Consider the following 24,915-nt stretch of genomic DNA (forward strand, 5'->3'; position numbering starts at 1 on the left):
GTCAAGCCCCCGGGTCTCCCGTCTCTCCCCCTTATGTCTCAGGGCCATCTAGTCTTGTGAATGGGCGGAAGCACGATGCGCCCGGCTGACGACGTGCGGGAGGTGGGCCATGCATGACACGATGCGCGCGATGATCTTCGATGGCGGCAGCGCGCACCTGCGCGCGGCGCTTGTGCCGGTTCCGATGCCTGGACCGGCCGAGGTGCGGATTGCGGTGTCCAGATGCGGCATTTGCCGTACTGACCTTCATGTCGTCGATGGCGAGTTGCCGCACCCAAAGCCGGCGCTGATACCGGGGCACGAAATCGTCGGCAGGGTCGATGTGTGTGGCGCCGGCGTCACCGGCCTCGCCCCTGGCGACCGGGTCGGCGTACCGTGGCTGGCGCATACCTGTGGCCAGTGTCCCTACTGCCTCGCCGGCCTTGAAAACCTCTGTGACAAGCCCCTGTTCCACGGCTATACGCGCGACGGTGGCTACGCCGAGTACGTGATCGCCGACAGCCGGTACTGCTTTCCGATCCCGGCCGGATACGACGACGAGCATGCGGCGCCGTTGCTCTGCGCCGGTCTGATCGGCTTCCGGACGCTGCGCATGGCCGGGGAAGCAGCCAGACGGATTGGCATCTATGGCTTCGGCGCCGCAGCACATATCGTCACGCAGATTGCCGCCGCCCGGGGCCAGCAGATCTACGCCTTCACCCGGCCCGACGACGAGGCAGCGAAGCGCCTGGCACTGGAAGTCGGCGCGAGCTGGGTCGGATCGAGCACGGACGCAGCGCCCGTAGCGCTCGATGCCGCGCAGATCTTCGCGCCTGTCGGCGCCCTGGTGCCCACCGCACTCCGTGCCGTGCGCAAGGGTGGCACGGTGGTGTGCGGCGGCATTCACATGTCCGACATTCCCACCTTCCCCTATCGGCTGTTGTGGGAGGAACGACGGATCGTCTCGGTCGCCAACCTGACCCGCGAGGACGGCCACGAGCTGATGCGCGTCGCCGCCAACACGCCGCTGCGCACCCACACCACGTCCTACCCGCTCGCACGCGCGGAAGACGCCCTCTCCGACCTGCGTAGCGGGCGGCTCACCGGCGCGGCCGTGCTGAACATCGGGTCGACACTCAGCGGATGGTGATGGACTTCTGTGGCGTGGCCTCCCGCTTCGGCAGCACGAGGCGCAGCACGCCGTCCTGGTAGCTCGCATCGACCTTGCTCTCGTCGATGTTCGTGTCGAGCGTGAAAGCCCGCTGCATCGATCCACTGTAGCGTTCACGCCGGATCACCCGCTCGCCGTCCTTCTCCTCGCTGGCCTTCTCGATCTTGGCGGAGATCATGACCGTGCCACGCTCGACGGATACCTGAATGTCTTCCTTCTTGGCGCCCGGGATCTCGGCCACCACGGTGTAGTCCTTGTCCGACTCGGTGACATCGACCTTGAATGCGAGGCCAGTGTCGGGGCCGCCCCGCAGTGCGCGAAACATGCCATGGAACATGTCGCCGATGGGTTCCATTGCAAACGGGTCGTACAAACGGATATTGCTCATGAAGATCTCCTTGATGGATAGCTCGCAGTGACACGAGCGACTTCATACTGGCAAAGACGACGGCTTTGCCATTGCGCCAGATCAAGCCTGCGCCACCGTGCATTTCTATATTGGAGTCATGAAACCCCATGAGATATCGCTTGCCCCCGTCCCCGCTATCCTGCTCGCGGATGCCGGCGTCGCGACGTGGGCGTCCTGACCATGAGCGAAGCGGTCAGTGAATCCGCCGCGCCGGTGGAATCAAGCCATGACGTGCTATTCAAGCCGCTTGGCATCGATACGTGGCGAGAGCATGTCGTGTATCTCCACCGCGATTGCGCCGTGTGTCATGCCGAAGGCTTCACGGCACAGACACGCGTCACGGTCACCATAGGCACGCGTAGTCTGGTCGCCACGCTGAACCTGGTGGGTTCGGCATTGCTCAGTCCCCTGCAGGTGTCGTTATCGACGGGCGCCTGCAACATCCTGCAAGCGCGAGAAGGCGACATCGTTCGCGTGTCTCATGGGCCGACGCTGGATTCGTTGCGCGGGGTGCGGGCAAAGGCCTATGGCCACCACCTGGATCGTGCCCAACTCTGCGCGATCATGCATGACGTTGCGGCTGGCGGCTACGCCGACGTGCATATCGCCGCGTTCCTCACTGCCTGCGTCCACGGCAAGATGAATCTGCGCGAGACGGTCGATCTGACCCGGGCCATGGTGGAAACCGGCGAGACGCTGCGTTGGGACAGGGCGATCATCGCCGACAAGCACTGCGTAGGCGGCCTGCCCGGCAACCGGACAACCCCGATCGTGGTCGCCATTGCCGCCGCGTCCGGCCTGATGATTCCGAAGACGTCCTCCCGCGCGATTACCTCTCCCGCCGGCACGGCGGACATGATGGAGGTACTCACCCCTGTGGCGCTGAGCGCCGGCCGCGTACGCGAAGTCGTGGCGGCAACCGGCGCCTCCCTCGTTTGGGGCGGCGCTCTGTCGCTCAGCCCCGCCGACGACGTACTGATCCAGGTAGCCCGCGCGCTGGAACTGGATAGCGACGCACAAATGGTGGCATCCATCCTGTCAAAGAAGATTGCCGCAGGCGCGACGCACGTGCTGATCGATGTTCCGGTAGGGCCCTCGGCCAAGATCCGGCAGGAAGCGGATCTGAACCGGTTGCGCAAGCTGATGACGCACGTCGCTGCGGCATGCGGCATCCGCGTCCTGGTTGTCCGCACCGACGGCACCCAGCCCGTGGGCCGTGGCATCGGGCCGGCGCTGGAAGCCCGCGACGTCCTCGAAGTCCTGCAATGCAAGCCCGGCGCACCGCAGGACCTGCGCGCACGCAGTGTGATGCTTGCGGGGCTGCTGCTTGAGTTCTGCGAGAGCTGCCCCGAAGGTGCCGGCCCGGCGCTGGCCGTCCGCGCGTTGGACAGCGGCGCCGCCTGGCGAAAATTCGAAGCCATCTGTGAGGCACAGGGGGGCTTGCGCGCGCCTGGGGAAGCAGTATTCCGGCAGGACATGACTTCGCCAAACGACGGCATCGTGACGGAGATCGACTGTCGGCTTCTTGCCCGCACCGCCCGCCTTGCCGGCGCGCCGGAACGGCAGGTGGCCGGGATCGACATGAACGTACGCCTCGGTGACGCGGTTAGACGTGGTGACACGCTCTACACGCTGCACGCCCAGGCCTCGGGAGAGCTCGCCTACGCCGCCGCGTACGCCACAAGCCACCCGGCGATCCGGATTGGCGAACCTCGCTGAAAACCGGATGTGCGCTGTTGACACAAGTCAAGGGTGCCGCCGAAGCAGCTTCTAGACTGATCATGCACTGGCGAGGTGCTGCCCTGTGACGAAGCTCCCCGTCATCGGTTCAGCAAGCCGGAGAAAGGGGAATGTCATGCCTGATAACGTCATCGTCTACTACTCTCGCACCGGGACTACGCGGCAGGTTGCCGAAGCGCTCGCCGCCCAGACCGGTTGGCCGTTGGCCGAGATCCAGGACGTGCAAAGCCGTGCAGGGCTGATCGGCGATCTGCGTTGCGTGGTGGACAACCTGTTCCGCCGGCGTCCGGCTTACCGGTACAACGGTCCGCCACTGGCCAACTGTCGGTCGGCGGTGGTGCTGGCGCCCGTGTGGATTGGCCATCTGGCCGCCCCGATGCGGAGCTTTCTCCACGATCAGATGCCATTCTCCGCAAGGCTTGCCGCCGTGTGCGTGATGGCGGCACGGGGTGGTTTCGATGCGGCCGCGGAGATCGCGCTGACCTGCGACAAGCCGCCCCGCCCAACGCTGGTGCTGTTGCAGCGCGATATCGCCAGCGGCGAGGCCTTCCAGGATCTTTCGGCATTTTCCAAGAGCCTGCTCCAGGGCGAGACGGAAACTGACAGCGGCCCCCGACAAGCCTGGCTATCGCCAAACGAGGCATGACGTCCATGGAGACCAACATGAGCAATATCGTTCTCGCTACAGATGGTTCGGCCTACGCCGATGCCGCCGCGCGGAGTATCGTCGAGAAGCACCTCTTCAGGGATGACGTGACCGTCCATCTGGTGCATTGCACACCCGACCTGTCGGGCGAGGTCAAGCAATTTGTCAGCCGCGAGGACATCGCGGCCTGGCATACCGACGAAAGCAAGCGTGCGATGCAGTCCGCGCAGGATATTCTTCGCGCGGGCGCCGTTCCAGTGGAGACCCATGCACTGATAGGTTTCGCCCCCGAGCGCATCGTGGCCGTGGCCAAGGAAGTCAACGCCGTCGCCATCGTCATGGGCACGCATGGCCGTGGCGCTTTCCTGGACGCCATCATCGGGTCTGTGGCGGGGCGGGTCATCGCCCGTGCGCCCTGCCCGGTCGTGCTCGTAAAGGCCCCGGCAAGCGCAGCCTGACCCCCCGGGCCTCAGACGGACCGGGGCCGTTGGCGCCTGGACGCTTCGACGCCGAAGTCTTATTCCACCAGGGCGCTACGGCCCGAGAGGAGCTTCACCATGTATCACAGAATCCTGGTCGCCATTGACGACAGCCATTGCGCCCGCGCGGCGCTGGCGGAGGCCATTCACCTGGCGGCGTCCTGCAAGGCCGAACTGGAGATCACGCATGTGATCGACTACGGCTTCCTGCAGCACGAACTCGGCCAAGGGGAGCTCAGCACCCGGCGGCCACAGCTCGCGGCGGCCGGGAACACGCTCTTGTCCCGGGCGGCGGCCATCGCCAAGGCGGCCGGTGTGCCGTACACCACGACGCTCGTCGACGAGATGTCCGTGCTGGGGGATATCGCCAACGAGGTGCGCAAGATCGCTGCCACGTGCGGCGCGCAGATCATCGTCGTCGGCACCCACGGACGTCGTGGGATTCGGCGCCTGCTTGTTGGCAGCGTGGCAGAAAGCCTGGCACGCGAGTGTTCCGTGCCCGTGCTGCTTGTGCGCGAACCGATTCGGCCGGAAGGCGACGTCTCCGGCCCTGCCCCGGAGGTCACGGAAGCCGCAACCTAGCCGCAACTTGGCCTACTACGATCGCGTGGTCGATGTGTCTGCGACCCCGCGCGCGCGCCGGACACGTCGTTGCCGCAAGATCAAAGGTGCCAGCCGCGGCGCGCCGTCCCGGCCAGGCAAACGCCGCCGAGGTCCTTGACGACGCTGCGCATCGGCGCGCAAGAGCGCGCGTCGCAACTTGCCACCATCACGAGTTGCCCCGGCGCCAGTGAGAGTTTTCGTTCTGTCAATCCGACGCGCAGGAACTTCCCGCCGAGCCTCGCCCCGAGCACCCAGCCCAGCATGCCGCCGAGCATGGCAACCCCGAGCACTGCGATACTGCTTTCGGCCGGACCAAATGATGTGCCGTAGGCAAGGGTCACGGCGACACCGGCAATGACGCCGGCCACAAACCCTACTATTGCCGTTTCATCGCGGTAGGTAATTTGGCCAGCTTCGGTTCCAGGGAGGTTTTCGACAGGCTGCTTGTCTCGACATAGAAACCACGGGCCATTCGCCTCCCGATGGCCAGCCACGAGTTCGTGCAACCGGGTCTGCGCCAGCCTTGCAGTGGCAACATCATTGAGGATGAAATACAGGAGCGTGCGCATGACTCGCCTCCGAAGGGTGTTCCGCGTTGGTGTTGGGCTATCGGCGGCCGGAGAGCGGAACCTTGCTTAGGCACGTCATCTAATAAGATTAGGGGTCCTGGCCCAAGAAATGCGAGCGTCCTTACAATACAGAGGCCGCCCCGTAGCGGTACACTCCAATTGCCGTCCCGATCCGGGGCGGAAGCCCCCCTCCGCATCGGCGCAAGGTCTACGATGAATCGCATCCGGTACCTGGTGAACCTGTCCTATGAGATCCTGGATCCCACAGCGGACTTTCTGTTGCGTATCGAAGCGGCGAGAACAGGGCGGCAATCGATCGTCTCCGAGCACCTTGCGATCACGCCGGAGACACCCGCCACGCGCTACACGGATCCGGTCCTGCACAACCGCCTGCTGCGGATTCGGGCGAACAAGGGCCACCTGGCCATCCGGTATGAGACTGTGGTGGAGATCGACCATCGGCTCGACGATGGCGAATCGATCAGGCAGGTCCCAGTCGCCGAACTGCCCTTTGAGGTACTTCCCTTTCTGACGCCGAGCCGCTATTGCGAATCTGACCGCCTGATGGAATTCGCGATGCGCGAGTTTGGTGGCATGCGCCCTGGCTACCCGCGCGTGTATGCGATCAGGGAATGGGTGCGCAACCACATCCGCTTTCTCTCGCACTCAACCAACGAGCGAACGTCTGCGATCGATACGATCGTGGAGCGAACAGGAGTGTGCCGGGATTTCGCGCACCTGATGATCGCCATCTGCCGCGCGCTGAGTATTCCGGCCCGTATTTCCAGCAGCCTGGACTACGGCGCGGATCCGGCAATGGGGCCGCCGGATTTCCACGCGGTGGTAGAGGTGTACCTGTCGGGAGGCTGGTACCTGCTTGATCCCTCGGGTGTGTCGATTCCGACTGGCCTGCTGCGCATTGGCACCGGCCGGGATGCCGCCGACGTTCCCTTTGCGGCGATATTTGGAAAGGTTCAGTCGGAACGTCCCTATATCGAAATCGAGGCACTGACCGATTCTGCCGTCGGCATTGGCATGCCACTCGCCACGACTCACGCCATTTCGACCTGGTGACCAGCCATCAGCGCTGGCCGCCTTTCATTCCGATTTACGCTTTCCGCTTGTCGACGCCATCGTTCCGAGCCGACCACGCACGATGGCTTTGCCGGGCTTAGACCGGCGAGTGCCGCCGCGCTGGTCGCCTTGCCATATTGCCTGCGCCGACGGGCTTCAGTTCGCCCTCCCATGGCAACGCGTCGAGATCGAGCACATGGTCGCCGTCGGCGGTCTTGTGATAGAGCTGGTCGCGCAAGACCTGGCCAATGGCAATGCGGCATAACCGTTCGCTGGTCTGGTCGGTTGCGGGCTGGAGATCGCTGTCGGGGCTTCGCACCGCAAAGGAACGTCTCCCGGTGCCAACAAAGCTCGTGAATTGCACGCCCGTGGGGTGGTTTCCATCCCGGAAACTGACCGCCACATGGTAGGCAAGGTGCTCGACGTCGGCCGCTAGTGTGCAGAGGAAGCTGAAAGGAGGAGTGGCGCCGTGCATACTTGAATCGCCTTGAAAGAGAAAGTCATGGATTTTGCGACTGCCATTGACTGTACTCCTTCCCCTAGCTCTCGGCAGATCTATTTCTCCGCAGCGAAACAGCCCACTCGCTTCCAGGTACGCCACCGCAACAAAAAAGCTCCGCAAATGCGGAGCTCATTTACTAAGGTGCCAGCCGAGTCAGTTCAGAGAGACTGAATCTTCGTCGAGTGGGCCCCTTCTGACCAGGCTGCAGCAACAGCCGTGGCTGCATAACGGGACCGACAATTGATTATCGCCCGCCTCGGGCACTGACTTGCGGCGATCCAGCAATACATCGCCTATTTTAAATCCGAGGAGAAATTCTTGATGTAGCCATCGATATTTTCCTCAAACATAAGACGGTATTGCTCACAAAAATAGTTGATGGTCTCTTCCTTCGCCATCTCCGTCGCTTCACCTGAGGCGAAGCCGCGTGCGCTGCCCCACGCGTTGAAACGTGCGGAACCGTACATCATGGATGCGCTCAGCTTCCCTTGACTCTCTACAGTTCCGAGCTGCTCATTCGAGAGATTTAATGTGTGCGCCCGCTCTGTATATTTTGACTTAACCAGAGATCGGATACAATAACCCCGTCTTGACATTATGGATTTTATACGGATAATATTTATTTCAAATCATATTTCCGGTTGGCTCGACCCTCGGTACGCCCCCCTCCCTTCGGCAGTACCCCCAATCCCGGTTAATAATGGCGCCCCCTTCGGCGCGACGAATAGAACGGGTTGTGTCAGCATCTGTTATTTGGACGTGGAGAACGCCATGCGTGACATCATCGACGGCTTCCTGCGCTTTCAGCGAGAAGTCTATCCGCAACGCGTTGAGCTCTTCAAGCAGCTCGCGACGACGCAACATCCCAAGGCGCTGTTCGTCACCTGCTCGGACAGCCGCGTGGTGCCTGAACTCCTTACGCAACGTGAACCAGGCGAATTGTTCGTGATTCGCAATGCCGGCAACATCGTGCCTTCGTACGGTCCAGAACCCGGCGGCGTCTCGGCCACCGTCGAGTATGCGGTCGCGGTGCTGGGCGTGAAGGATATCGTGATCTGTGGCCACTCCGACTGCGGCGCGATGGGCGCCATTTCGCGTTGCACGTGCCTTGACCATCTGCCGGCGGTTGCGAGCTGGCTGCGCCATTCAGATGCCGCCAAAGCGATCAACGCGGCGCACCATTTCGACTCGCCTCGCGCCAAGCTCGACGGGCTCGTGCGCGAAAACGTGATCGCGCAACTTGCGAATCTCCGCACGCATCCTTCGGTGGCACTAGCGCTCGAACAGGGACGACTGAATCTGCACGGCTGGGTGTACGACATCGAAGCAGGCAGCATCGACGCACTGGACGGCGCGACCCGACGCTTCGTGCCGTTGGCCGAGTCGCCAACGACAGTCGCGGTAACTTCCCATCGCCACGGAAACGTATGACTACGCCCCCCTCGGGTGGGCCCATATTTTCGCATCCTCTCGGTGAACCGCAACGGCGGCAATGGCTATCGCGCGAGAGCTGTTTGGCATTAACGGCAGGCGACAAACAAATCGAAACACGCAGCGCACCACGGTACGGGTGCAACTGAGCAATCCCAAGGGAGGAGCCGGCCAGAGGATTTCAAGGGGAACGATCGCACCCTTCCACGTGCTTTTGTGTGCGTTTCGCGCGGCTTGTTCGCCAGGAACCAGATAGCGAAATGCCTCAGGCTCCGGCTCGGCGCGGTCGCTCGCGCGATGCCGGTGCAAATAGCTCGTTGCGCGCGGCCTCGGTAATCGCCGTCACGCAAGGATGCGTAATGCGGCGTTCTACCGAGATTGCGAAGAACTCTTCCGCCACGTCGGGGGCCGCCCCGAGCGCACGCACGCCGAATTGTTTCTCGATGTCCCGCTCCAAGACAGTGAGCCCGATAAAGATGCCCATCCCGCGCCGCCCAAACTCCTTGGCGAGGGCGCTGTCGTCAAATTCGCCGACGACCTGCGGGCGCAGCGCCCGCGCTTGCAACCAGTGTCGCAGGCGCTGGCCAACCGCGGACTCCTCGGCGGGCATGAGCATGGGCGCCCCGTCGAGGCACGCCGGGAAGGGCCTGTTGCAAAACTCGCGCAGCGCTGGCGCGGCGAAAAAGCTGATCCCGCAACCACCCAGCCGGTGGTTGAAAGCGCGCACGCTGACGGCGGAGGGAATCGGTGCATCCGCGATGATGAGGTCGAGGCGGTGAAGCGCCAACTCGGCAAGCAGCATGTCGAGCTTCCACTCGCGACAGATAATGCGAACGGGTTCCGGCAACTGCGAGGCCGGCTCGATCAGCCGACAGGCAATCGTCTTCGGAACGGCGTCGGCAACGCCCACGCGGAATTCGAGCAGCTTGCCTTTGTGGGGATACTCACGCACGGCCTCCTCAAGTTCCGCGCCAATGGAGAAGAGGGCCTCAGCGTAGCCAAACACCATGCGTCCTGTATCGGTAAGCGCCAGACCACGTCCGCTCCTGACCAACAGCGGCATGCCGAGCGCCTCTTCGAGGGACTGGATCTGGCTGCTGATCGTCTGCGGCGACAGGTGCAGACATTCGCTGGCTCGGATCACGCCCCCAAGTTTGGCCACCTGATAGAAATAGTGGAGATGCTTGTAGTTCATGAGGATCGCCCCTTGTCGCAGCCTGGCCGAGCAGGCAAACCCTCCCATTTTTTCGAATGATGGTATCCAAACAATCTGCTTTTCGCCGGCAGTTTCGCATCCTAGATTGCAAATGTCACCTGCAGTGGTGCCCAGGATTCGGCGGTCGTTGGATTGGGTCCGCACTCGCGAACCTGCCACCGTACCTTTTTTTTCAACGGCACGGGCGAGTGCATCACCCATCCCTTTCGGGAGATATCGACATGGCTACGCTCCTTTTGCCTTGCGACGGTTCAGCCAGCGCGCTGCTTGCGGTGCGGCATGCCATCGCCGAATTCCGCCAGGGGGATGCACAGCGAATCCATTTGCTGAACGTGCAGCCGCCTTTCTCACACTACGTGAATCGCTACACCGCTCCCCAGCTGCGTGCCGACTTCCACCGCGAGCGGGCCGATGAGGAGCTTGCCGAGGCGCGGCGTATGCTCGATGCCGCCGGCGTCCCGAATCTTGCGCACTTCCGGATTGGCGACAAGGCACGTTGCATCGCAGAGATGGCGAGGCAACTGCATTGCGATCGCGTTCTCATCGGCACCGCACGCAAAAGCGCGTTCGTACGCGCGGTGGAGCACTCGCTTACCAACCAGCTGCTGGAGAGTTGCCCGGTACCGGTCGAGGTGATCGGCGGCGCCCCCGCGCGCATGATCGAGCGCATTGGCATTCCGGCAGGAGTGGGTGCCGGCCTGGCATTGCTTCTCGCAAGTCAAGCGTGACTCTTATGTCGATGAACGGAACGCCCGTATGAGCGGGTCTGGCCAGCCGCTTCGTCACCATCGTCAATCCGCCGTTCTCCGGCGTATCGGAGAGCCGGACTCGCATCGCTTTCAGCTACTGTCATGACAATGGACTCTTTCGCAAACGCTGCAATGTGGGCTGGCTTTATCGCCTTCGTGCTGTCGATGCTGGCGCTGGACCTGTTCGTTTTCGGCGGGAACAAGGCGCACCGTGTCTCGGTCAAGGAAGCCGCCGCTTGGGTCGCGGCATGGGTCACGATGGCCTGCACTTTCGCAGGCCTCCTCTGGTGGTATCTCGATATCAATGCCAGCCGCGAAATCGCCAACAGCAAGGCGATGGAGTTCATCACCGGTTACCTGATCGAACAATCGCTGTCGATCGACAATATGTTTATTTTTGTGATGATCTTCAGCTACTTTGCCGTACCACCGGAATTGCAGCGGCGGGTACTGCTGTACGGCGTGCTGGGGGCCATCGTGATGCGAGCCGGCATGATCTTGGCAGGCGTGTGGCTGGTAAGCGAGTTCGCCTGGGTCCTATATATTTTTGGGGCCTTCCTGATCGTGACTGGCATCAAGATGCTCATTTTTGCCGAAAAGCAGCCCGATCTGGAGAAGAATGCGTTGTTGCGCTGGCTGAGGGGCCACATGCGTGTGACACCCGATTTCCACAGCGAGAAGTTCTTTGTGCGGATTGATGGCGTGCGTTGGGCGACGCCGATGTTCCTGGTACTGATGATGATCGAAGCAAGCGATCTCGTGTTCGCCGTCGACAGTATCCCGGCCATCTTCGCGGTGACTACCGACCCCTTCATTGTCTTCACGTCCAACATCTTCGCCATCATGGGGCTGCGGGCACTTTACTTCCTGCTCGCTGATATGTCGGAGCGCTTCCATCTTCTCAAATATGGATTGGCGCTGGTGCTGGTATTCATTGGCGGGAAAATGCTCGCGGCTCCGTGGTTCCACATGCCTGTGCAGTGGTCGCTGGCGATCGTCGGCTCGGTGATCCTGGTCTCCGTCCTTCTCAGCCTCAAGTTTTCCGCCCGCAGATTCCACCACCGCGCAACATGAACCGCCCCGGGTTTTGAGGAGGCTTCGCGTCTTGAGAAACGTGATAGTTGACATAGCGGCCGCCGATTGCCGACGACGCGCCGGTTCGGCCGTGCGTAGACTCACGCAAATGACCTTGGGCCTGCTCCAGAACGGCAACATTTCCTTGCGAACCGTATAGCGGACGCTGGGAATTGCCATCCGGGGTCAGTGTCAATACGAGGGGATTCGACGAGACTTCATGTGAGCCACCTTTCCATGCATGGGACGCCGTCTGGTACGTCGCGTGGTACGGTGGTCAGAGCGTAAGAGCCCTTATTGAAACCAGAACCCGGCCCCCGCAGGGGCCGGGCTGTCTTCTGGCGGAGACGGAGGGATTCGAACCCTCGATCCAGGTTTTGGCCCGGATGCTCCCTTAGCAGGGGAGTGCCTTCGACCTCTCGGCCACGTCTCCCAAACTTGCGTTGTGCGAGGGAGGCCACACAACGAAGCGCGTATTCTAGCGGGGTCGAATCAACTGGTCAATGACATTTCCATGACCAATCGCGTAAAAAACGCGACACCTACCCCACCAGACACAACACTCACCAGATCACGCCTGATCCAGTTCGAACACCTTGTGGAGCGCGCGCACGGCCAGCTCCATGTACTTCTCGTCGATCAGCACCGAGATCTTGATTTCCGACGTGGAGATCATCTGGATGTTGATGCCCTCTTCCGAGAGCGTGCGGAACATCTTGCTGGCGATGCCCACGTGCGAGCGCATGCCCACGCCCACCACCGACACCTTCGACACCTTCGGGTCGCCGGACACGCTGGCGGCGCCAATATGGCCCTTCACGCTGTCGGTCAGGATGGTCAGCGCGCGCTGGTATTCGCCACGCGGCACCGTGAACGTGAAGTCGGTCTTGCCGTCCACGGACTGGTTCTGGATGATCATGTCGACGTCGATATTGGCGTCGGCGATCGGGCCCAGGATCTGGTAGGCGATGCCCGGCTTGTCCGGCACGCCCAGAACGGTGATCTTGGCTTCGTCACGGGCAAAGGCGATGCCGGAGATGACGGCTGCTTCCATGTCAGACTCTTCCTCAAAAGTAATCAGCGTGCCCGAGTGCATTTCCTGCTCGAGCGGCATCAGGGGGTCGGTCAGCGACGAGAGCACGCGCGTCTTCACGCGGTACTTGCCGGCGAACTCCACCGAGCGGATCTGCAGCACCTTCGAACCCAGGCTGGCCATTTCCAGCATTTCCTCGAAGGTGATCTGGTCCAGGCGGCGGGCGTCCTCGACCACGCGCGGATCGGTCGTGTACACGCCGTCCACGTCGGTATAGATCAGGCACTCGTCCGCCTCGATGGCGGCGGCGATGGCCACGGCCGAGGTATCGGAGCCACCACGGCCCAGCGTGGTGACGTTGCCGCTGTCGTCGATGCCCTGGAAGCCCGTAATCACGACCACGCGACCGGCGTCCAGGTCACCCAGGATGCGCTCGTCGTCGATCGACTCGATCCGCGCCTTGGTGTAGGCCGAATCGGTCTTCACCGGCACCTGCCAGCCCGTGTAGCTGACCGCGTTGATGCCTTCGCCGTGCAGCGCGATGGCCAGCAGGGCCACGCTGGCCTGCTCGCCGGTGGAGGCCAGCATGTCCAGTTCACGCGGGTCCGGCTGCGCGGAAATTTCCTTGGCAAGGCCGAGCAGGCGATTGGTCTCGCCCGACATGGCCGAAGGCACCACGACAACGCGGTGACCGGCGCGGTGCCACTTGGCCACGCGCTTGGCGACATTCTTGATGCGTTCCGTGGAACCCATCGAAGTGCCGCCGTATTTGTGAACGATGAGAGCCATCTTCTTGTCGACGCCAGCGATTGTGCAAAGCCCTTGAAAATACACGATCGCCGACTATCAGGCAAGGCTGTGGCGGGGCGCAGCCCCAGCTCCCGAGGGGTGCCCTAGTCGAGTTCCACCCACTCCACGCGCCAGCGTGGCGCATGGGGCGCATCGGCGGGCCAGCGGCGATGCATGCCGAGCCCGGCCGCCAGCACAACCTGCGCGCCGCTCCACAACAGCGGCAGCCAGGCACGCCGCCACGCCGGCACAGCCGCCTCCTGGTACGCCTGCTTGAGCGCGCGCGCCGGGCCGCCGGGCCGCAGCACAATCCGTTCGCCGCCCTGCCGGGCCGCAAGCCGCAGCGGCCCCTGGAGCACCGCTTCCGGCACGCCAAAGGTGTCGTCGCGCGTGAATCGCAGCGCACCCCGCCATGCCGGCACGACGATGCGATCCTCGCCGCGCCAGACGAAATCGAACGCTGCCGGCGCGGTGTCCGGCACCGCCCGGCAGGCCAGCGCCTTGTCTCGGAAGCGCCGCAGCACCAGGCCGTCATGCGCAATGGCGGGCTCGCCGCCGTCACGCTCGATCAGCTGCGCCCGCATCGCGGCCAGCCGCGCCGTGGAAGGCGGTTGTGCACCGAGGTCGCGCAGCCAATGGCGCAGCACGGCGTCGGCATGGCCGGATGGCAAGGCACGCAGGCCAGCCAGATCGAGTTCGGCAAGGGTGTCCGCATCGCGTCCCGGTGAGACGAGACGGGCCAGCTCGCCCGCCGCGAGCCCGTCGAGCATGGCCGCCGCCTGGCCGAAATGCGAGGCGGCCTGGATCACGTTCTCGTACAGCGCGGGGAAGGCCTCGCGCAGCGCCGGCAGTTGCGCGCGCAGGGCATTGCGGGCGAAGCGGGTATCGGCATTTGAAGGGTCTTCGATCCATGACAGCCCGTGCGCGGCGCAATAGGCATCGATCTCGTCGCGGGAGACCTCGAGCCAGGGCCGCAGCAGTTGCACGTCGCCCTGCGCGTCCAGCGGGCGCCGCGCGGGCATGCCGGCCATGCCGGCCACGCCGGCGCCCCGGAACAGCCGCATCAACACGGTTTCCACCTGATCGTCGCGATGATGGGCGAACAGCAGCAACGCGGCGCCCTGCGCCCGGCACATGCGCCCGAGCGCGGCGTAGCGGGCACGGCGCGCGGCGGCCTCGATACCCTCGCCCGCCAGCGCCTGCACGGTCACGCGCTCGGTGGCCAGCGGCACCTGCGCCTCGCCGCACAGCGCCGCGCAGAAGCGCTCCCACTCGTCGGCCGGCGCCTGCAGGCCGTGATGGACGTGCAGCGCCACCACGCGCACGGCCGGGGCCAGCGCCGTACCTTGGGCCACCGCGGCGCACGTGGCATGGAGCAAGGCGACCGAATCGCGCCCGCCCGAGAGCGCCACGGCCACCGTGACCGGCGCCGCCCCGCCAGAAACAACAAAGGCCGCACCGGCCTGGAGAGCCTGTGCGACCTTGTCGGTCAGGGGTGCGGTCAACGGCACCACACCGGCGCGCCCGTCATTCCTGGACGCCGGTTTCCTTGAACTTGCCATAGGCCATCAGCCGTTCGTGCCGGCGTGCCTGCAGTTCCTTGATACTCATGCCCTGGAACTGGCGCAGCGATTCCGCCAGCGAGCGCTTGAGCATCGTCGCCATGTTCTTCGGATCGCGGTGCGCGCCGCCCAGCGGCTCGTTCACGATCTTGTCGATCAGGCCCAGCGCCTTCAGGCGGTGCGCGGTCAGGCCCAGTGCCTCGGCGGCTTCTGGTGCCTTCTCGGCGGTCTTCCAGAGGATCGAGGCGCAGCCTTCCGGCGAGATCACCGCGTAGGTGGCGAATTGCAGCATCTGCACCACGTCGCCCACGGCAATCGCCAGCGCGCCGCCCGAGCCGCCCTCGCCGATGATCGTGGCGATCAGCGGCACCTTCAGCCCGGCCATCACGAACAGGTTATGGCCGATGGCTTCCGACTGACCGCGCTCCTCGGCGTCGATGCCCGGGAACGCACCCGGCGTATCGACGAAGGTGAAGATCGGCAGGCCGAACTTGTCCGCCAGCTCCATCAGACGCTTGGCCTTGCGGTAGCCCTCGGGCTTGGACATGCCGAAGTTGCGCAGCGCGCGCTCCTTCGTGTCGCGGCCCTTCTGGTGGCCAATCACCATGCACGCCTGGCCATTGAAGCGGGCCAGGCCGCCGACGATGGACAGGTCGTCCGCGAAAGCGCGGTCGCCGTGCAATTCATGGAAGTCGGTGAAGATCTCCCGCACGTAGTCCAGCGTGTACGGACGCTGCGGATGGCGGGCGATCTGCGCAACCTGCCACGGGGTCAGGTTGGCGTAAATATCTTTGGTCAGCTGCTGGCTCTTGCCGGCCAGCCGCGAAATCTCTTCGGAAATATCGACAGCCGAGTCGTCCTGCACAAAGCGCAGTTCTTCGATTTTTGCCTCGAGCTCGGCAATCGGCTGTTCAAAATCCAGGAAGGTGGTTTTCATAGAAACACGGACCTGTCTGTGAAGGGGCGCATTCTACCGGAAAAAATCCCGGTTTCGACCGCCCGATATGTTGATTTTCAAGCACTTATGCGCAGAATCAACGCCGTCACTGCCTGTTGATGGACTGCCTGGTTCCTAGTAAGTCACCGGTACGGGGTCAAGGCTGCGCCACATGTACCACGTGGCCACCGTGCGCCACGGCTCCCAGTTGGCCGCCACTTCGCGCGCCTCGCTGCGGGTGACGGGTTCTCCACTAAAGTAATTGGCGGAGATCGCGTTGATCAGCCCGACGTCGTCGAGCGGCAGCACGTTAGGCCGCATCAGATTGAACATCAGGAACATCTCGGCCGTCCAGCGGCCAATGCCGCGGATCTGGATCAGTTCGGCGATCACCGCCTCGTCGTCCATCGCCGCCCACTCTTTCACATGGACGCGCCCGGCCTTGAAATGTTCAGCCAGATCGATGATGTATTCGGCTTTGCGGCGAGAAAGGCCACAGGTGGCCAGCTGCTCGGCGCCGGACTTCAGGAACTGGGCCGGCGTGAGCTTCGGACACATCGTGACCAGCCGCTCCCAGACCGACTGCGCGGCCTTCACCGAGATTTGCTGGCCGACCACCGATCGCGCCAATGTAACGAACGGATCACCGCGCGAGATCAGGTGCGCGGGGCCGTACGTCGGAATCATCTTCTTGAGGATGCGGTCGCGGCGCATCAGGTCGGCGCAGGCCTCGTCCCAATAGGCGGGGCGCACCGCATCGACGACCGTCTCCACCGGCAGCGGTACCGCCTTGGCTTCGGGAAGTGCCGGCTTGGCGGCCTTCCCCGCCGGCTTGGGCGCCACCTTGCCGGCCACCTTGGCAGCCGGCTTCCCGGCCACCTTCGGCTTGCGCGCGGCAGCGTTCAAGCACGCCTCCACTCGGTGGCACCGCCCGGCTTGTCTTCGAGCACCACGCCGGCCGCGAGCAGTTCGGCACGAATGCCATCCGCCTCGGCGAAATTGCGCGCGGCCTTGGCAGCCTTGCGTGCGGCGATGCGGGCCTCGATGTGCTCGGCGGTGGGGCCATCGGCCACCTTGCCGCCCTGCAGGAAGGTATGCGGATCGCGTTCGAGCAGGCCCAGCGTACCCGCCAGCGACTTGAGCTGGCGCGCCATCTGGGCCGAGCCGGTGCGATTGACCTCGCTGGCGAGGTCAAACAGCACCGCCATCGCAATCGGCGTGTTGAAGTCGTCGTTCATCGCCTCGGCGAAGCGCTTGGCGTGCGGCTCTTCCCAGTCCACCGCGCAGCCGCCGGGCTGCGTTTCCTTGAGCGCCGTGTACAGGCGCGTCAGCGCGTGGCGGGCGTCGTCCAGGTGGGCATCGCTGTAGTTCAGCGGGCTGCGGTAGTGGGCGCGGAGGATGAAGAAGCGCACGACTTCCGGGTCGTAAGCCTTGAGCACCTCGCGGATCGTGAAGAAGTTGCCGAGCGACTTCGACATCTTCTCATCGTTCACGCGCACGAAGCCGTTGTGCATCCACATATTGACAAACGGCTTGCCGCTCGCGCCCTCGGACTGGGCGATCTCGTTCTCGTGGTGCGGGAACTGGAGGTCGGCGCCGCCGCCGTGGATGTCGAAATGCTCGCCCAGCAGCGTGCAGCTCATGGCCGAGCACTCGATATGCCAGCCCGGCCGGCCGCTGCCCCACTTCGAGTCCCACTTGGTCTCGGGCGGCTCGGTCGGCTTGGCGGACTTCCACAGCACGAAGTCGAGCGGGTCCTGCTTGGCGTCGTTGGCGGTCACCCGCTCGCCGGCGCGCAGGTCTTCCAGCGACTTGCCGGACAGCTTGCCGTAGCCCTGGAACTTGCGCACCGAGTAGTTCACGTCGCCATCGGTCGCCTGGTAGGCCAGGCCGTTGGCCTCGAGCTTCTCGATCAGGTTCAGCATCTGCGGCACGTAGTCGGTGGCGCGGGGTTCGTGATCGGGGCGGATGATGCCCAGCGCAGCGGCATCCTCGTGCATGTACTGGATGAAGCGCGTGGTGAGCTGGCCGATGGTCTCGCCATTCTCGGCCGCGCGGCGGATGATCTTGTCGTCGATGTCCGTGATGTTCTGCACGTACGTCACGTCATAGCCAGCGGCGCGCAGCCAGCGGTGCACCATGTCGAACACCACCATCACGCGCGCGTGGCCGACGTGACAATAGTCGTACACGGTCATGCCGCACACATACATGCGGACCTTGCCCGGTTCGATTGGCACGAAAGGCTGCTTTTCACGCGCGAGCGTGTTGTAGATGTTCAGTTGCTGCATGAAGCGATCGAAGAGTGAAGGAGGACGCACCGGCACCGCGGGACGCCGTTTGGCAGACGCGCCCCGGGATGCGGGCCACGGCGTGCGGGCCCCATATCTTACCGGAAGGCCCTGCGGCCTGTGCTGCACGCCCTGCCGCTTTGCTAGAATGCCGCGGAGTATAACGGACCGCCCTTACATGAGCCTGCTTCTGCCCACCCCGACCATGCCTTCCTGCCCCGCCCCTGCCGCCGGCCGCCGTGCCGGCCCCTTCCGCGCCGTGGCGGGCGTACTGGCCATGGCCGGCGCCCTGCTCGCCGCCCCGGCGCTTGCGCAGAGCGGCCCGATGTCGCTGACGCCGCCGCCGGCCCCCGGCAGCGGCCCGCGCTCGGCGGACCCCGGCATGGTCCCGGCGGAAAAAGCCGTCAAGGACAAGCGCTACGACGACGCCGTGCAGGACTTCGACCGCGTGCTGGCCGCGAACCCGCGCAATGCGCAGGCGCGCTTCCAGCGTGCGTGGTCCCTGGCCCAGGCCGGGCGCGAGGACGACGCCATCAAGGCTTTCTCGGAAATGGCCCAGGACTTCCCCGAACTGCCCGAGCCGCACAACAACCTCGCCCTGCTCTACGCCAAGCGCGGCGACCTGAAGCGCGCCGAGGCCGAACTGCTGGCCGCGCTGGATGCGCGCCCCGACTACGCCATCGCCTACAGCAATCTGGGCGATGTGTACCGCCGGCTGGCCGAACAGGCCTACAGCCAGGCCGTGAAGCGCAATCCCAAGGACACCCGCGCTGCCGCTGCGCTGCAGCAGGTACGCCCGGCCGCCGCCGCGCCCGCCCCGTCCGGCGGCGCCGGCACGCCGTCCGCCAAACCCGCGCCGGCCAGTGCCCCGGCGGCACACTGATCATCCATCCCTAGCAGGCTTGCGGGTGCCCCCGACCGTTTCCGAACGATCGTGAAGCGCCGCCAGCCCCTTATCCTGCCTCACGGAGTCCAGAACATGACCGTTTCCCGCCGCATCGTCCTGGCTGGCCTGATGGCCGCCGCCGCCCTGTCTCCACTGGCCGCGATGGCCCAGGGCGCCAGCCCGGCCGCCGCCACGCCCAAGACCGAGCGCGTGCAGTTCGTCACGAGCGCCGGCAAGTTCACCCTCGAGGTGTACCCGGACGCCGCGCCCAAGACCGTCGCCAATTTCATGGAATACGTGAAAAGCGGCTTCTACGCCGGCACGATCTTCCACCGCGTGATCAGCGGCTTCATGGTCCAGGGCGGCGGCTTCGACCGCGACATGAAAGAGAAGCCGACGCGCGCGCCGATTCCGCTCGAATCGCAGAACGGCCTGAAGAACAAGGCCGGCACCGTGGCCATGGCCCGCACGTCCAACCCGAACTCGGCCACCGCGCAGTTCTTTGTCAATGTGGTGGATAATCCGAACCTCGACTACCCGCAGCCCGATGGCAACGGCTACGCCGTCTTCGGCAAGGTGGTGGAAGGCATGGACACGATCGACAAGATCAAGTCGGTGCCCACCACGGCCTACGGCGCCATGCGCAACGTGCCGGCCGCGCCGGTTGTGATCGAATCGGTCACTGTCGTCAAGTAACACCCCGAACACCAACCGCCACAGAACAGAGGTAACGCCATGTCCAAGGTACAACTGCACACCAACCAGGGTGTCATCACCATCGAACTCGACGCCGAAAAGGCGCCGAAATCGGTCGAAAACTTCCTGTCGTACGTGCGCAAGGGCCACTACGACAACACGGTTTTCCACCGCGTGATCAAGAACTTCATGATCCAGGGCGGCGGTTTCGAACCCGGCATGAAGCAGAAGGACACCGACGCGCCGATCGAGAACGAAGCCGGCAATGGCCTGAAGAACGACAAGTACACCGTGGCAATGGCCCGCACCAACGCCCCGCACTCGGCCACGGCCCAGTTCTTCATCAACGTGGTGGACAATGACTTCCTGAACTTCAGCTCGCCCACGCCGCAAGGCTTCGGCTACGCCGTGTTCGGCAAGGTCGTGGAAGGCACCGAAGTGGTCGACCAGATCAAGGCCGTGCGCACGGGCAGCTCGGGCTTCCACCAGGATGTACCGGTGGATGACGTGGTGATCGAAAAGGCCGTCGTGGTCGAATAAGCGTCTTTGCACCAGTCCTGTTGCAATTGAAGCCCTCAGCTGGCGGCATGATCCCGAACCCTCGACGCGCATGATCGCCACGCCCCGCCCGCCGGCGGCCGCGCCCCTGCCCTTGCAGGTGCCGGCGCCGGCGTGGTTCATTTCCGACCTCCATCTCACGCCGGGCATGCCCCGCACGCTGGCCGCGTTCCGGCGCGTGCTGGACCGCGCCGCGCAAGATGCGCGCGCGCTGTTCATCCTTGGCGATTTCTTTGAATTCTGGGTCGGCGACGAAGAAACGGCCTCGCCGTTCGCCGCCGATGTGGCCGCGTCATTGCGGCGCCTGGCCGACGCCGGCGTGCCCGTGTACCTGATGCACGGCAACCGCGATTTCCTGATCGGCACGCGCTTCGCGGCTGCGGCCGGCGCCACGCTGCTGCCAGATCCCACGCTGATCGAATGTGCCGGGCAGCGCGTGGTGCTGAGCCACGGCGACATGCTCTGCACCGATGACGCGCGCTACATGCGCTTTCGCCACTGGACGCGCAAGCGCTGGGTGCAGCGGCTGTTCCTGGCGCTGCCGCTCTCGGCGCGCATGGCCGTGGCGCAACGGCTGCGCGCGGACAGCGAAGCAGGCCGCGCACGGCAACTGGCCAATCCGGCCGCCACCCCGCCCACCTACGGCGATGCCACGCCCGCCGCCGTCGCCGCGCTGCTGGACGCCCACGGCGCCACCACGCTCATCCACGGCCATACCCACCGGCCCGCTCGCCATGCCCACGGCGAGACCGTGCGCTGGGTGCTGACCGACTGGGATCTCGACGGCCGCCATCCGCGCGCGGCCGTGCTGCAGCTGGGCGCGGATGGCTTCACGGTACTGCCCCAAGTCGACTAATTCGAACTAGTTCGACCGAGGCACCCTCGCCTACTTCATCATCTTGCGCAGTTCGCTCGCGTCGAAGCGGTCGTTGGGCGTGTTTTCGAGATGCTCGCCAAGGCGGTCGAGCGCGGCCAGCACCGCCTCGATGCGGTCATGCTGCTTGGCAGCATTATCGATCAGGCTCTTGAGTGCCAGCGACACCGGGTCATCCGCGTTCGGCGTGATGCCGTAGGCCGAGAACTCCTGCCTGGCGCCCTGCTGCTGCGCCGGCGCGTCGGGCATGATGATGCGTGCGGGAATACCCACGGCCGTGGCGCCCGGCGGCACCGGCTTCAGCACCACGGCGTTCGAGCCCACGCGCGCGCCATCGCCCACGACGAACCCACCCAGCACCTTGGCCCCGGCGCTGACCACCACGCCCGCGCCCAGCGTCGGATGCCGCTTCTGGCCCTTGTACAGTGAGGTGCCGCCCAGCGTCACGCCCTGGTAGATCGTGCAGTCGTCGCCAATCTCGGCAGTCTCGCCAATCACCACGCCCATGCCGTGATCGATAAACACCCGCCGGCCCAGCTTGACCGCCGGATGGATCTCGATGCCGGTAAAAAAGCGCGACCAGTGCGAGATCCACCGGCCCAGCCAGTGCAGGCCGCCGCGCCAGCACCAGTTGGCCACGCGGTGGAATATCACGGCGTGCAGCCCGGGATAGCAGGTCAGCACTTCCAGACGGCTGCGCGCGGCGGGATCGCGCAGCATGATCGTGTCGATATCTTCCTTCAGGCGAGTGAACATCTTTATCGTGTCGTGAGCGGCCGCCGGCGCCGTGTTCGGCCGGAGCGCTTTTTTTGGTATCAAGGGACAGGACTCGGGGGACGTCCAGGCGCGCGAGCAGGGAGTGTAAGAGATTTGTGAGCCTGCCGCCCGGCCACGGGCGCCGCCCCCGACGTCGTCAGGGACTTTGCGCGGGGCCTGGGTTCAACATCGTGCCGGCGAGGCCACCGGGGATGCAGGGAAAAACACTGCCGCGATCGTCGTCACAGTCTTACCGTTCCTTGTCAGTCTCGCCGGGCGTTTGGGACGTTGGGGACGTTTGGGACGTTTCGATCTTGTCCGATTTGTCCCCCGCCGCGATCATCATCCGTTTGGCAATGCCACGCAGGATATTGACCTCCTCGCGCTCCAGCCCCGCCCGCGCGAACAGGCGCCGCAGACGCGGCATCAGCTTGCGCGGATTGGTCGGATCGAGAAAGCCGATGGCCGCCAGGCCCGCCCGGAGGTGGCCGAACATCGATTCGATCTGCTCGGCCGTGGCGGGCTCCCCAGCATAGCCGATATCGCGCGAGGCGTCCGGGCGGGCCTCGGGCGCCGCCAGCAGCGCCAGGCGCATCTCATAGGTGATGAGCTGGACCGCCTGCGCAAGATTCAGCGAGGCGTAGGCCGGATTCGCCGGAATGTGCGTCACGGCGGCACAGCGCTCCACCGCGTCGTTGGGCAGGCCATAACGCTCGTTGCCGAACACGAAGGCGATCACGGCATCGGGTGCCGCAGCCAGCACGTCATACCCGCGCGCCGCAGCGTCGCGCGGCAGCAGGCGCGGCGGGCCGAATTCGCGCTGGCGGGCGGTCATCGCCACGGTATAGGCCGCGCCAGCCAGCGCGGTTTCAATATCCGGAACAATTTGTGCGCCCGCGAGCACATCGTCGGCGCCACTGGCCATCGCCACGGCATCCGGGTGATGCAGCACATCCGGCTCACGCGGGCTCACCAGCACAAGGCTGCAGGCCCCGGCGCCAAAGCCCATGGTCTTCATCGCCCGCGCGACCGATCCGACATTGCCGGGGTGGCTGGTTTCGACGAGCACCACGCGGACACGGTTAAAAATGGTCAATGCATCACTTTCAGGCATCGGCCCGGCTGGCAGGGTCTTATCGGTTTCCGGAGCGGAGTCTTTGTTCATTCAGTGGAGTTCAGGTAGCCGGGCTCGTGCGGTGGGCCGGCTTCCTATACAATGCAGCCTTCAAATTTGTGGGTGCGGCGCCGGTTGTCCGGGCGGCGTGCCTCGTTCTTCTACAATTCGTTGTGTTGTTCGGCCGGTTCCTGGGCCCCCGCACGCGCCGCCGCAAGGCCTGGCGTGCCGGTGCGCGCCCCTGCCCCGCCGCCTGGAGAGATTCATGCATCCGATGCTCAATATCGCCGTCAAGGCGGCCCGCAAGGCGGGTTCCATCATCAACCGCGCGTCCATGGACGTCGATCTGGTACGCGTTTCACGCAAGCAACACAACGATTTCGTGACCGAGGTGGATCGCAGCGCCGAAGCCGCGATCATCGAGATCATCCGCACCGCCTATCCCGAGCACGCCATTCTAGCGGAAGAGTCCGGCCAGTCCTGGGTCGATGGCGATCCGGAAGCCGAATACACGTGGGTCATCGACCCGCTCGACGGCACTACCAACTTCATCCACGGTTTCCCGCAGTATGCGGTCTCGATCGGCCAGCTGCACAAGGGCGTGCCCGTGCAGGCCGTGGTCTACGACCCCACGCGCGATGAACTGTTCACGGCCAGCAAGGGCGCCGGCGCGTTCCTGAACAACCGCCGCATCCGCGTGACGCGCCGCGACAAGCTGGCCGACTGCCTGATCGGCACCGGCTTCCCCTTCCGCGACCTGGAAGGCATGGACGAGTACCTCGAAATGTTCGCGCTGATGACGCGCAGCTGCGCCGGCCTGCGTCGCCCGGGCGCCGCCGCGCTGGACCTGGCCTACGTGGCCTGCGGCCGCCTGGACGGCTTCTTCGAACGCGGCCTGAAGCCGTGGGACATGGCCGCCGGCATGCTGCTGATCACCGAGGCTGGTGGCCTGGTGGGCAACTACGCAGGTGAGTCGCGCCAGATGGAACAGGGCGAAGTGCTCGCCGGCAACCCGAAGGCATTCGCGCAGATGGTGCGGCTGTTGTCGCCATACTCGCTGGACAACGCCAAGCCGTCCGCCGCGATCTAACCGACCCACGCGGCTCGCTTCTCCCTGCAACAGGCGCCTCCAGGCGCCTGTTTTTCGTTAACCGTCGAGCGTGCAACCAGGCGGCAGCACCATCGACGTGAGGCCATCGCCGCGCACGGCACAGGTCCATCCGCCGCTCGTGAGCCGGCCCACCGTGATGCGCGCGCCACGCACCACAGGATGGACATCACCATTGAGCAGCACGACGATCGCGCCCGACCCATCGGCATTGAACGCGAAGGTGTCGTCTGCAGCCGTCAGCGTCGAGCGCACATAACCAAGCGTGCCCGCCGGGTCCGGGAACACGAACACGCCGTTGTGAAGGCGCTCCTCCACCGCCGTCTTGTAGTTCGAGGCCTCCCAGAACCCGCGCGAAATCTGCGTCTTGACGATGTAGTGCTGGTAGGCCGGTATCGCCAGCGCGGCAAGGATGCCGATGACGGCCACGACGATCATCATTTCGATCAGCGTAAAACCCCGCCGCAGCCGCTGCAGCAGGCGGGTGGTGTCCGTTGAAGGGTTGGGCATGAGGCGATTCCGGCAGGGTTGGTCGCCTACCCCTATCCAAACTGCGTGCCAGGCGCGAAAGCCCCAAAAAGTGACAGGATTTGGCGCGTTTCCGTTCATCAAACCGGTCTGGGTGACAGTTTGCTGCGTGACACATCCGCCGCCTGACAATTCTCGTCA

27 protein-coding genes and 1 tRNA gene are annotated in these 24,915 nt (G+C 64.5%); 14 read left to right on the top strand and 14 right to left on the bottom strand.

Going from position 1 to position 24,915, the window contains the following annotated elements; translation table 11 throughout:
- Positions 1–109 precede the first annotated feature (109 nt).
- Positions 110–1,129 carry a zinc-dependent alcohol dehydrogenase family protein gene (locus tag SB751_RS02035; protein WP_410747751.1) on the top strand — a complete coding sequence of 340 codons (1,020 nt, stop codon included), beginning with the start codon at positions 110–112 and terminating at the stop codon, positions 1,127–1,129.
- On the opposite strand, the gene SB751_RS02040 is transcribed toward SB751_RS02035, so the two are convergent.
- Positions 1,116–1,538, bottom strand: a complete 423-nt coding sequence (locus SB751_RS02040) for an Hsp20/alpha crystallin family protein (RefSeq protein WP_144195972.1) — start codon at positions 1,536–1,538, stop codon at positions 1,116–1,118. The two genes, SB751_RS02035 and SB751_RS02040, sit on opposite strands and share 14 nt — an antisense overlap.
- Before the next feature lie 201 nt (positions 1,539–1,739).
- Between SB751_RS02040 and SB751_RS02045 the strand changes: the two genes are divergently transcribed.
- The 4 genes from SB751_RS02045 to SB751_RS02060 all read left to right on the top strand — a co-directional run bounded on the left by SB751_RS02045 (position 1,740) and on the right by SB751_RS02060 (position 5,006).
- The gene (locus SB751_RS02045; protein WP_410747819.1) at positions 1,740–3,278 is read left to right on the top strand and encodes a thymidine phosphorylase family protein; all 1,539 of its coding nucleotides are present in this window, start codon (positions 1,740–1,742) and stop codon (positions 3,276–3,278) included.
- A gap of 136 nt (positions 3,279–3,414) precedes the next feature.
- Positions 3,415–3,945 (top strand): flavodoxin family protein, encoded by a 531-nt coding sequence (locus tag SB751_RS02050; protein WP_144195976.1) that lies wholly within the window; start codon positions 3,415–3,417, stop codon positions 3,943–3,945.
- Between the two features lie 17 nt (positions 3,946–3,962).
- On the top strand, positions 3,963–4,403 hold the full coding sequence (locus tag SB751_RS02055; protein ID WP_144196289.1) for a universal stress protein: 441 nt from the start codon (positions 3,963–3,965) through the stop codon (positions 4,401–4,403).
- Positions 4,404–4,502: 99 nt separating this feature from the next.
- Complete coding sequence (locus SB751_RS02060; protein ID WP_410747752.1) at positions 4,503–5,006, top strand: universal stress protein; 504 nt, start codon at positions 4,503–4,505, stop codon at positions 5,004–5,006.
- Between the two features lie 80 nt (positions 5,007–5,086).
- Here SB751_RS02060 and SB751_RS02065 read toward each other — a convergent pair whose 3' ends face one another.
- Positions 5,087–5,596, bottom strand: a complete 510-nt coding sequence (locus tag SB751_RS02065) for a hypothetical protein (protein ID WP_144195980.1) — start codon at positions 5,594–5,596, stop codon at positions 5,087–5,089.
- Positions 5,597–5,809: 213 nt separating this feature from the next.
- Between SB751_RS02065 and SB751_RS02070 the strand changes: the two genes are divergently transcribed.
- Positions 5,810–6,670 carry a transglutaminase-like domain-containing protein gene (locus SB751_RS02070; RefSeq protein WP_144195982.1) on the top strand — a complete coding sequence of 287 codons (861 nt, stop codon included), beginning with the start codon at positions 5,810–5,812 and terminating at the stop codon, positions 6,668–6,670.
- Positions 6,671–6,767: 97 nt separating this feature from the next.
- On the opposite strand, the gene SB751_RS02075 is transcribed toward SB751_RS02070, so the two are convergent.
- Positions 6,768–7,145 carry a hypothetical protein gene (locus tag SB751_RS02075; protein WP_144195984.1) on the bottom strand — a complete coding sequence of 126 codons (378 nt, stop codon included), beginning with the start codon at positions 7,143–7,145 and terminating at the stop codon, positions 6,768–6,770.
- Between the two features lie 320 nt (positions 7,146–7,465).
- Positions 7,466–7,768: a DUF3144 domain-containing protein gene (locus tag SB751_RS02080; RefSeq protein ID WP_144195986.1), complete on the bottom strand. Its 303-nt coding sequence runs from the start codon at positions 7,766–7,768 to the stop codon at positions 7,466–7,468.
- A 175-nt stretch (positions 7,769–7,943) separates the two neighbouring features.
- Here SB751_RS02080 and SB751_RS02085 point away from each other — a divergent pair, with 175 nt between their 5' ends.
- A complete protein-coding gene (locus SB751_RS02085) occupies positions 7,944–8,603 on the top strand; it encodes a carbonic anhydrase (RefSeq protein WP_144195988.1) in 660 nt (219 codons plus the stop codon).
- 265 nt (positions 8,604–8,868) lie between these two features.
- Here the strand turns inward: SB751_RS02085 and nhaR are convergent, their stop codons facing one another.
- Positions 8,869–9,798: a transcriptional activator NhaR gene (nhaR, locus tag SB751_RS02090; RefSeq protein WP_144195990.1), complete on the bottom strand. Its 930-nt coding sequence runs from the start codon at positions 9,796–9,798 to the stop codon at positions 8,869–8,871.
- Positions 9,799–10,040: 242 nt separating this feature from the next.
- On the opposite strand from nhaR, the gene SB751_RS02095 reads away from it, so the two are divergent.
- The gene (locus SB751_RS02095; protein WP_144195992.1) at positions 10,041–10,547 is read left to right on the top strand and encodes a universal stress protein; all 507 of its coding nucleotides are present in this window, start codon (positions 10,041–10,043) and stop codon (positions 10,545–10,547) included.
- Positions 10,548–10,670: 123 nt separating this feature from the next.
- Entirely contained in the window at positions 10,671–11,642 is a 972-nt protein-coding gene (locus SB751_RS02100; protein ID WP_280527755.1) for a TerC family protein, read from the top strand.
- 339 nt (positions 11,643–11,981) lie between these two features.
- Here SB751_RS02100 and SB751_RS02105 read toward each other — a convergent pair.
- The 6 genes from SB751_RS02105 to cysS form a co-directional block, all read right to left on the bottom strand.
- Positions 11,982–12,075: transfer RNA gene (locus tag SB751_RS02105), tRNA-Ser, on the bottom strand.
- A gap of 138 nt (positions 12,076–12,213) precedes the next feature.
- Positions 12,214–13,464, bottom strand: a complete 1,251-nt coding sequence (locus SB751_RS02110) for an aspartate kinase (RefSeq protein WP_092292692.1) — start codon at positions 13,462–13,464, stop codon at positions 12,214–12,216.
- Positions 13,465–13,568: 104 nt separating this feature from the next.
- Entirely contained in the window at positions 13,569–15,026 is a 1,458-nt protein-coding gene (gene tilS, locus SB751_RS02115; RefSeq protein WP_211942925.1) for a tRNA lysidine(34) synthetase TilS, read from the bottom strand.
- Positions 14,992–15,963 carry an acetyl-CoA carboxylase carboxyltransferase subunit alpha gene (locus SB751_RS02120; protein WP_144195997.1) on the bottom strand — a complete coding sequence of 324 codons (972 nt, stop codon included), beginning with the start codon at positions 15,961–15,963 and terminating at the stop codon, positions 14,992–14,994. The genes tilS and SB751_RS02120 overlap by 35 nt, the downstream gene beginning before the upstream one ends.
- 135 nt (positions 15,964–16,098) lie before the next feature.
- Positions 16,099–16,881 carry a DNA-3-methyladenine glycosylase family protein gene (locus tag SB751_RS02125; RefSeq protein WP_410747753.1) on the bottom strand — a complete coding sequence of 261 codons (783 nt, stop codon included), beginning with the start codon at positions 16,879–16,881 and terminating at the stop codon, positions 16,099–16,101.
- Positions 16,866–18,254, bottom strand: a complete 1,389-nt coding sequence (gene cysS, locus SB751_RS02130) for a cysteine--tRNA ligase (protein WP_410747754.1) — start codon at positions 18,252–18,254, stop codon at positions 16,866–16,868. Before cysS ends, SB751_RS02125 begins: the two co-directional genes overlap by 16 nt.
- Positions 18,255–18,432: 178 nt before the next feature.
- Here cysS and SB751_RS02135 point away from each other — a divergent pair, with 178 nt between their 5' ends.
- From SB751_RS02135 to SB751_RS02150, 4 genes are all read left to right on the top strand, one after another.
- Positions 18,433–19,137 carry a tetratricopeptide repeat protein gene (locus SB751_RS02135; protein ID WP_144196000.1) on the top strand — a complete coding sequence of 235 codons (705 nt, stop codon included), beginning with the start codon at positions 18,433–18,435 and terminating at the stop codon, positions 19,135–19,137.
- Between the two features lie 96 nt (positions 19,138–19,233).
- Complete coding sequence (locus SB751_RS02140) at positions 19,234–19,836, top strand: peptidylprolyl isomerase (protein WP_144196001.1); 603 nt, start codon at positions 19,234–19,236, stop codon at positions 19,834–19,836.
- A 39-nt stretch (positions 19,837–19,875) separates the two neighbouring features.
- Complete coding sequence (locus tag SB751_RS02145) at positions 19,876–20,376, top strand: peptidylprolyl isomerase (RefSeq protein ID WP_144196003.1); 501 nt, start codon at positions 19,876–19,878, stop codon at positions 20,374–20,376.
- Between the two features lie 70 nt (positions 20,377–20,446).
- Entirely contained in the window at positions 20,447–21,250 is an 804-nt protein-coding gene (locus SB751_RS02150; RefSeq protein ID WP_144196005.1) for a UDP-2,3-diacylglucosamine diphosphatase, read from the top strand.
- 30 nt (positions 21,251–21,280) lie between these two features.
- Here the strand turns inward: SB751_RS02150 and cysE are convergent, their stop codons facing one another.
- Positions 21,281–22,024 (bottom strand): serine O-acetyltransferase, encoded by a 744-nt coding sequence (gene cysE / locus SB751_RS02155; RefSeq protein ID WP_144196007.1) that lies wholly within the window; start codon positions 22,022–22,024, stop codon positions 21,281–21,283.
- A gap of 250 nt (positions 22,025–22,274) precedes the next feature.
- Positions 22,275–23,138, bottom strand: coding sequence for an RNA methyltransferase (locus SB751_RS02160; RefSeq protein WP_144196297.1), 864 nt, complete (start codon positions 23,136–23,138; stop codon positions 22,275–22,277).
- 265 nt (positions 23,139–23,403) lie between these two features.
- On the opposite strand from SB751_RS02160, the gene SB751_RS02165 reads away from it, so the two are divergent.
- Positions 23,404–24,228: an inositol monophosphatase family protein gene (locus SB751_RS02165; RefSeq protein WP_149136310.1), complete on the top strand. Its 825-nt coding sequence runs from the start codon at positions 23,404–23,406 to the stop codon at positions 24,226–24,228.
- A gap of 57 nt (positions 24,229–24,285) precedes the next feature.
- Here SB751_RS02165 and SB751_RS02170 read toward each other — a convergent pair whose 3' ends face one another.
- Positions 24,286–24,756, bottom strand: coding sequence for a pilin (locus SB751_RS02170; protein WP_186296747.1), 471 nt, complete (start codon positions 24,754–24,756; stop codon positions 24,286–24,288).
- Positions 24,757–24,915: the final 159 nt, after the last annotated feature.

The sequence above is a fragment of the Cupriavidus sp. SIMBA_020 genome (assembly GCF_046535395.1).
Lineage (GTDB): Bacteria > Pseudomonadota > Gammaproteobacteria > Burkholderiales > Burkholderiaceae > Cupriavidus > Cupriavidus campinensis.

Coding starts and splice junctions, on each gene's coding strand:
- SB751_RS02035 (WP_410747751.1), top strand. CDS start 110: ATGCATGACACGATGCGCGCGATGATCTTCGATGGCGGCAGCGCGCAC.
- SB751_RS02040 (WP_144195972.1), bottom strand. CDS start 1,538: ATGAGCAATATCCGTTTGTACGACCCGTTTGCAATGGAACCCATCGGC.
- SB751_RS02045 (WP_410747819.1), top strand. CDS start 1,740: ATGAGCGAAGCGGTCAGTGAATCCGCCGCGCCGGTGGAATCAAGCCAT.
- SB751_RS02050 (WP_144195976.1), top strand. CDS start 3,415: ATGCCTGATAACGTCATCGTCTACTACTCTCGCACCGGGACTACGCGG.
- SB751_RS02055 (WP_144196289.1), top strand. CDS start 3,963: ATGAGCAATATCGTTCTCGCTACAGATGGTTCGGCCTACGCCGATGCC.
- SB751_RS02060 (WP_410747752.1), top strand. CDS start 4,503: ATGTATCACAGAATCCTGGTCGCCATTGACGACAGCCATTGCGCCCGC.
- SB751_RS02065 (WP_144195980.1), bottom strand. CDS start 5,596: ATGCGCACGCTCCTGTATTTCATCCTCAATGATGTTGCCACTGCAAGG.
- SB751_RS02070 (WP_144195982.1), top strand. CDS start 5,810: ATGAATCGCATCCGGTACCTGGTGAACCTGTCCTATGAGATCCTGGAT.
- SB751_RS02075 (WP_144195984.1), bottom strand. CDS start 7,145: ATGCACGGCGCCACTCCTCCTTTCAGCTTCCTCTGCACACTAGCGGCC.
- SB751_RS02080 (WP_144195986.1), bottom strand. CDS start 7,768: ATGTCAAGACGGGGTTATTGTATCCGATCTCTGGTTAAGTCAAAATAT.
- SB751_RS02085 (WP_144195988.1), top strand. CDS start 7,944: ATGCGTGACATCATCGACGGCTTCCTGCGCTTTCAGCGAGAAGTCTAT.
- nhaR (WP_144195990.1), bottom strand. CDS start 9,798: ATGAACTACAAGCATCTCCACTATTTCTATCAGGTGGCCAAACTTGGG.
- SB751_RS02095 (WP_144195992.1), top strand. CDS start 10,041: ATGGCTACGCTCCTTTTGCCTTGCGACGGTTCAGCCAGCGCGCTGCTT.
- SB751_RS02100 (WP_280527755.1), top strand. CDS start 10,671: ATGACAATGGACTCTTTCGCAAACGCTGCAATGTGGGCTGGCTTTATC.
- SB751_RS02110 (WP_092292692.1), bottom strand. CDS start 13,464: ATGGCTCTCATCGTTCACAAATACGGCGGCACTTCGATGGGTTCCACG.
- tilS (WP_211942925.1), bottom strand. CDS start 15,026: ATGGCAAGTTCAAGGAAACCGGCGTCCAGGAATGACGGGCGCGCCGGT.
- SB751_RS02120 (WP_144195997.1), bottom strand. CDS start 15,963: ATGAAAACCACCTTCCTGGATTTTGAACAGCCGATTGCCGAGCTCGAG.
- cysS (WP_410747754.1), bottom strand. CDS start 18,254: ATGCAGCAACTGAACATCTACAACACGCTCGCGCGTGAAAAGCAGCCT.
- SB751_RS02135 (WP_144196000.1), top strand. CDS start 18,433: ATGAGCCTGCTTCTGCCCACCCCGACCATGCCTTCCTGCCCCGCCCCT.
- SB751_RS02140 (WP_144196001.1), top strand. CDS start 19,234: ATGACCGTTTCCCGCCGCATCGTCCTGGCTGGCCTGATGGCCGCCGCC.
- SB751_RS02145 (WP_144196003.1), top strand. CDS start 19,876: ATGTCCAAGGTACAACTGCACACCAACCAGGGTGTCATCACCATCGAA.
- SB751_RS02150 (WP_144196005.1), top strand. CDS start 20,447: ATGATCGCCACGCCCCGCCCGCCGGCGGCCGCGCCCCTGCCCTTGCAG.
- cysE (WP_144196007.1), bottom strand. CDS start 22,024: ATGTTCACTCGCCTGAAGGAAGATATCGACACGATCATGCTGCGCGAT.
- SB751_RS02160 (WP_144196297.1), bottom strand. CDS start 23,138: ATGCCTGAAAGTGATGCATTGACCATTTTTAACCGTGTCCGCGTGGTG.
- SB751_RS02165 (WP_149136310.1), top strand. CDS start 23,404: ATGCATCCGATGCTCAATATCGCCGTCAAGGCGGCCCGCAAGGCGGGT.
- SB751_RS02170 (WP_186296747.1), bottom strand. CDS start 24,756: ATGCCCAACCCTTCAACGGACACCACCCGCCTGCTGCAGCGGCTGCGG.